The organism is Streptomyces sp. GC420 (assembly GCF_009916105.1).
Taxonomy (GTDB): Bacteria; Actinomycetota; Actinomycetes; order Streptomycetales; family Streptomycetaceae; genus Streptomyces.
Genome location: NZ_JAAAXQ010000470.1, coordinates 1 through 5,312, shown reverse-complemented (window position 1 = coordinate 5,312; position 5,312 = coordinate 1). Strand labels below are relative to the sequence as shown.

5 protein-coding genes are annotated in these 5,312 nt (G+C 73.9%); 1 reads left to right on the top strand and 4 read right to left on the bottom strand.

Annotated features, from left to right (window positions below; genetic code table 11):
* The first annotated feature begins 309 nt into the window (after positions 1-309).
* On the top strand, positions 310-1,422 hold the full coding sequence (locus tag GUY61_RS34185) for an ADP-ribosylglycohydrolase family protein (RefSeq protein WP_166634204.1): 1,113 nt from the start codon (positions 310-312) through the stop codon (positions 1,420-1,422).
* Positions 1,423-1,526: 104 nt separating this feature from the next.
* Here GUY61_RS34185 and GUY61_RS34180 read toward each other — a convergent pair whose 3' ends face one another.
* From GUY61_RS34180 to sigJ, 4 genes are all read right to left on the bottom strand, one after another.
* Positions 1,527-1,832: a DUF397 domain-containing protein gene (locus tag GUY61_RS34180; RefSeq protein ID WP_166634203.1), complete on the bottom strand. Its 306-nt coding sequence runs from the start codon at positions 1,830-1,832 to the stop codon at positions 1,527-1,529.
* Positions 1,829-2,614, bottom strand: a complete 786-nt coding sequence (locus GUY61_RS34175; RefSeq protein WP_166634207.1) for a helix-turn-helix transcriptional regulator — start codon at positions 2,612-2,614, stop codon at positions 1,829-1,831. Before GUY61_RS34175 ends, GUY61_RS34180 begins: the two co-directional genes overlap by 4 nt.
* A gap of 715 nt (positions 2,615-3,329) precedes the next feature.
* Positions 3,330-4,112, bottom strand: a complete 783-nt coding sequence (locus GUY61_RS34170; RefSeq protein WP_166634206.1) for an SDR family oxidoreductase — start codon at positions 4,110-4,112, stop codon at positions 3,330-3,332.
* A 183-nt stretch (positions 4,113-4,295) separates the two neighbouring features.
* On the bottom strand, positions 4,296-5,225 hold the full coding sequence (sigJ, locus tag GUY61_RS34165; protein ID WP_166634205.1) for an RNA polymerase sigma factor SigJ: 930 nt from the start codon (positions 5,223-5,225) through the stop codon (positions 4,296-4,298).
* Positions 5,226-5,312 lie beyond the last annotated feature (87 nt).

Here is a 5,312-nt window from a genome sequence, read left to right as displayed (position 1 = left end):
CCCCCGCACCACCCTCTACGGCGAGGTCCCCGAGGAACGCCGCCGCGCCGCCACCGCCTCCGACGGCCACCTCCCCGAACTGCTCCCGGTCCTCGACTGAGCCCGGCGGGGAACCGGCCACGGGTCGGCCGACGGGCAAGGGCGGGCGTTCGCGCCGACCGGAAGGGATCGCTCCGCGTGGGAGCGGGTCCATTCCGGCGGCCCGGTCACGATCTCCCGTCGGCCCTGAACCGATCGTTCCCCGTCGATTACAGTGCTCGCCGGGGAGCAGCGGGGACCGGGGTGTGCACGACCAGTGAGGGGCACGACGTGGCAGCCACAGCCGTGTGGGGGAGAGTGGAGCAGCAGGACTTCCGCAGCCGTGTGCGGGGCTGCCTGCTCGGAGCGGCGGTCGGCGACGCCCTCGGGGCGCCCGTCGCCGCGCTGGGGCTGGATGCCGTGCGGGAGATCCACGGTGCGGAGGGCGTCACCGACCTCATACCGGCGTACGGGAGACGGGGAGCGGTCACCGACGAGACCCAGCTGACCCTGTTCACCGTCGACGGGCTGATACGGGCCCAGGTGCGCCGTGACACCGGCGCCTGGCACCCCCCGACCGATCTGCACGCCGCCTACCGCCGCTGGTACGCCACCCAGCGCGACTGGGGCCCCGACTTCCGGCGCAAGGACAACGGCTGGCTCGCGCGCGAGGAGTGGCTCTACGCGCGCAGAGACGCCGACGCCGACACGATGGTGGGGCTCGCCGACGAGATGATGGGCACCGTCGACAAGCCCAAGAACCCCGCCTCGCGCGGGGCCGGGGCGCTCTCCAGGTCCGCGCCGTTCGGCCTGCTCGTGGGCTGGGAGCCCACCCTGGTGTTCCAGCTCGCCGTCGAGTGCGCCGCGCAGACCCACGGCCACCCCACGGCGTACCTCTCGGCCGGGGCGTACGCCGTCGTCGTGCACTCGCTCGCCCGTGGCGAGACGCTCGACGCGGCCGTCCAGCAGGCCCTGGCCCACCTCGCGACCAGGGCCGGCCACGACGAGACCAGCACGGCACTCAAGCAGGCCCTCGGGGCGGTGCGCCAGGGGATGCCGTCACCTGCCCGCGTCGAGGCGCTCGGCGGCGGTCACGTCGCCGCGGAGGCGCTGGCCGTCGCCGTCTACTGCGCGCTCGTCGCCGAGGACATCCGGCACGGGCTGCGGCTGGCCGTCAACCACTCAGGGCCCTCCGACACCACGGGCGCCCTGTGCGGCGGCCTCCTCGGTGCCATGTACGGCGAGACCGCCCTGCCGCCGGTCTGGCTGGCCGAGCTCGAAGGGCGCGGCACGATCCTGGAACTCGCCGACGACTTCGCGATGGAGATGACGCAGGGCCCCGCCCTGCACAGCCCGGCCGCCTCCTCGGCGGCATGGCTGGCCCGCTACCCGCGCGGCGACTGAGGCGCCTCGGATGTGCGGTCCGCGCGGTCGGGTCCGTGCGGACCGGTGCGGTCAGACCCGTGCCGTCCGGGGCGGGCGGCCGAGGCTGCGGGGGAGGCCGGAGACTACCGGGGCGCGGCCGCGTAGGCGGTGAACGCGGACCAGGCGGCGGGCGGGAGCGTGAGCACCGGTCCGGCGGGGTTCTTCGAGTCGCGGACGTGGACGGCGGCGGTGCAGCGCGCGACTTCGAGGCAGGCGCCGCCCTCGTCGCCGCTGTGGCCGGACTTGTGCCAGTGGTGGCCGACCTCGACGCACTGGCCGCCCTCGTCGCTGCTGTAGCTCGACGTGCGCCAGGTGTAGGCCACTTCGAGGCAGGCGCCGCCCTCGTCGCCGCTGTGGCTGGACTTGAACCAGTGCAGTGTGCCGCTCATCGGTCTCCTAGCAGACGGTCCAACAGGCTTGGTGTGTCGCGCGGATGGAGGGCCTGGGACCGCAGCATCGCATATTTCCGGGCCAGCTTGGAGACCTCCTCCCGGTCGGAGACGAGCTGGCTGCCACGATGCCCCTCGGAGTAGGCCACGAGTTGGTGGTCGGGGGTCTCCAGCAGCGTGAAGGGCCCGGCCAGCCCGGCGTGCGTCCGCGAGTCCAGCGGCAGCACCTGCAAGGAAACGCCGGGGAGTTCCGCGCACACCCGCAGGTGCCGCAACTGCTCCTCGTACGCCTCGTCCTCGCAGATCCGCAGCATCAGCACCGGCTCCCACACCACGAAGCTGATCGTCGGCGGCACCTCCCTGCGCAGGATCGACTGCCGTCCGAGCCGCCCCGCCACCTGTGCCTCGATCTCGTCCGCGCCGTACACCGGGACCCGGTTGCGGAACACCGCCCGCGCGTACGCCTCGGTCTGGAGGAGGCCGGGCAGGACCTGGTTGTCGTACCAGGAGAGCGCGATGGCCTCGGCCTCCAGGTCCATGTACTCCTCGGCCCAGGCGGGGACGAGATCGACCTCGGGCAGGTTCTCCACGGCGACCGCGAGCGCGCCCCTGGTGTCCAGCAGTTCGTCCAGGCGCTCCGCGAGGTCCGGCTTCAGCGGGCGTCTGCCCTGCTCGATCGAGGCGATCGTCTGCTCGCACTGGCTGACGAGGTCGGCCAGGGCCCGCTGGGTCAGCCCGGCCGCCTCGCGGAAGCGGCCGAGCTGCCTTCCCACCAGGCGCATGGCCGAGGCGTTCTTGCGGTGGCTCCTTCTCGGGTGCATACCGGGCCTAACAGTGCGACCGGGCCCGCACGTTACGCCCGCGGCCGAATCATGGCGCCCGCCCACACACCCGTCCCCGCCCCGGCCGGTGCCGTATGTGGCGCCGACGGGTTTCTGCGGGGCGGTGTTGTGCGGGGTCGCCGTTGCCGGGGGCCGTCACGGCGGGGCGGAGTCGGGTGTGTGGCTGTACGGGGCTGTTCCGGCTGAGCCGTGTTGTGGTCGGTTGCTGTACGGGGCCGCCCGTGGGCCGGGATTGTGTGCGGTCCCGTGCCGTCGGTCAAGGGCACTCCCTGCGGTCGTGTCGCTGCGCGATTTCCGCTGCGCTCCAACCCTTGACCGCCGCCCCGTTCCCGCAGTGAACCTCTTGTCGGGCGGCCCCGGGGGTGGACGGGTCCCGGGCGGGCCTGGCCGGTGGGCTGTGGTCTCGCTCCCGGCCGCCGGGCCGGACGGGGGTTCCACCCCGGCCCCGGTGGGTGGCCGGGCCCGGCTCGGTGTCTGCGGCGACGATCGGATGGGGCTCGCGGTGGTTCATGAGTATGAACCGCGGTCGATTTCTCGAACGATTTTGCGTGGCCTTTACCTTCCCCGGCGTTGTTGTGCACGAGGGCGTCGGCCCACGATGACCGGGTACTTCGCCGGTAACACGTCCTTCGGTACCGCCGTGGGCGGCACTGTGTCACCTCATCAGCTCACCGGCGTTCACCAGCAGCGACTGGCCGGTGATCGCCCGGGCCCGGTCGGAGGCCAGGAACACCGCGGCCTCCGCCACGTCGCCGTCCGTGGCGAGTTCGGGCAGTGCCATGCGCTCGGTGAGCCTGCCCAGCACCTCGGCTTCGGGCACGCCCTCGGTGTGCGCCGTGAACTGTACGTACGCCCGCACCGGCGGGCCCCACATCCAGCCCGGCTGGACGGTGTTGACCCGGATGCGGCGGGGGCCGAGTTCCCGGGCCAGTGAGTACATGGCCGAGACGAGGGCGCCCTTGGAGGCCGCGTACGCCGCCTGGCGCACCTGGGAGGGGGCGGCCACGGAGGACTGGGTGCCGATGAAAACGACCGAGCCGCCGCGTTCCCCGAGCGCGGGCAGGCAGGCCCGCGTCATGCGCAGGCCGCCCAGCAGGTTCACATCGATGACCTGCTGCCAGGTGGCGAAGTCGGCGTCCTCCAGGCCGCCGAAGTGACTGTCCAGGGCCGCGACATGGACGACGGCGTCGATGCGGCCGAAGCGCCGCAGCGCGAGCGCGGCCAGCGCCTCGCACTGGGCCTCGTCGGTGATGTCGGTCGGCCGCCAGGCCGTGTGGGCGCCGTCGGGGTCGATCGCCGCGGCGGCCTTCGCGAGGTTCTCCTTCGTGCGCGCACCCAGGACGACGTCGGCGCCGTCGCGCGCGGCGAGCGCCGCGACCTGGTGCCCGAGGCCGGGGCCGACGCCGGAGACGATGACGGTCTTGCCGCGCAGCAGCATGGCGGTGCCCACCCTTCGTCGTCTGACGGTGAGTCAGATTAGGCCGCCCCACTCGAGAACACCAGAGCCCGGCGCCCCGCTCCCGCCCCGACACCGCTGCCTCCTGGCCGCCCCCGCCACGCCGCTGCGTGCCGCCGCGCGACATCTCACGCGCGCGCCGCGCGCTGGGGCGCCGGCGGGGATTCAGCCGTCGAGGACCTTGAGGTCGAGGGCGCGCAGGCGCTCCGGGTCGGCCAGGATGTCGATGGCGACGATCCGGCCCCCGCCGATCGTGAAGGCCATCACCGAGACCGGCCGCCCCTGTGCGGCACCCACCACTCCCGCCACGCCGTTGACCAGTGCGGGCCGCGCGACCTCCGCGAAGCGCGCGTAGGTGAGCGCCTGCCCGGCCACGGCCGCCGCCCCCCGCACGAGGGTGGCGGGCCGCAGCGCCCCCGCGTCCGACCTGGCCACGACATCCGGGTCGAGGACCGCCACCAGCGCGTCGAAGTCGCCGTCGCGCGCCGCCGCGAGAAAGGCGTCGACGATCTCGCGCTGGAGCGTGAGGTCGGCGTCGGGCACGGGCGCGGCGCCCCGGACCCGGCGCCGGGCCCGGCTGGCGAGCTGGCGGGCCGCGGTGGGGGAGCGGCCGACGACCGGCGCGATCTCGTCGAAGGGCACGCCGAAGAGGTCGTGCAGCACGAAGGCGAGCCGCTCGGCCGGGGACAGCGTCTCCAGCACCACGAGCAGGGCGAGCCCGACCGAGTCGGCCAGCAGTGCCTCCTGCTCCGGGTCGGGGCCGTCGCTGCGGCTCACGATGGGATCGGGGACGCGCACGCCCAGCGGCTCCTCGCGCCGGGAGGACCGGGCGCGCAGCATGTCCAGGCAGATCCGGCCCACGACCGTCGTCAACCAGGCGGCGAGATTCCCGATGCCGCCGGTGTCGGTGCGGCTGAGCCTGAACCACGCCTCCTGGACGGCGTCGTCCGCCTCGCTGAGCGAGCCGAGCATCCGGTAGGCCACCGCCCGCAGGTGGGTGCGGTGCGCCTCGAAGCGCTCCGCGAGGTGCGCGTCGCCGCCGCTCCGGCCGCCGTCCCCGCTGCGGTTGCGGTTGCCGTTGCCATTGCCGTCCATCAGCTCTCCCACGTCGTCGCTTCTCCCAGGGTTGACGTGACAGTGGACGCGAGTGTGACAGGCGCGGGTGAGCGGGTGGGGTGGCGC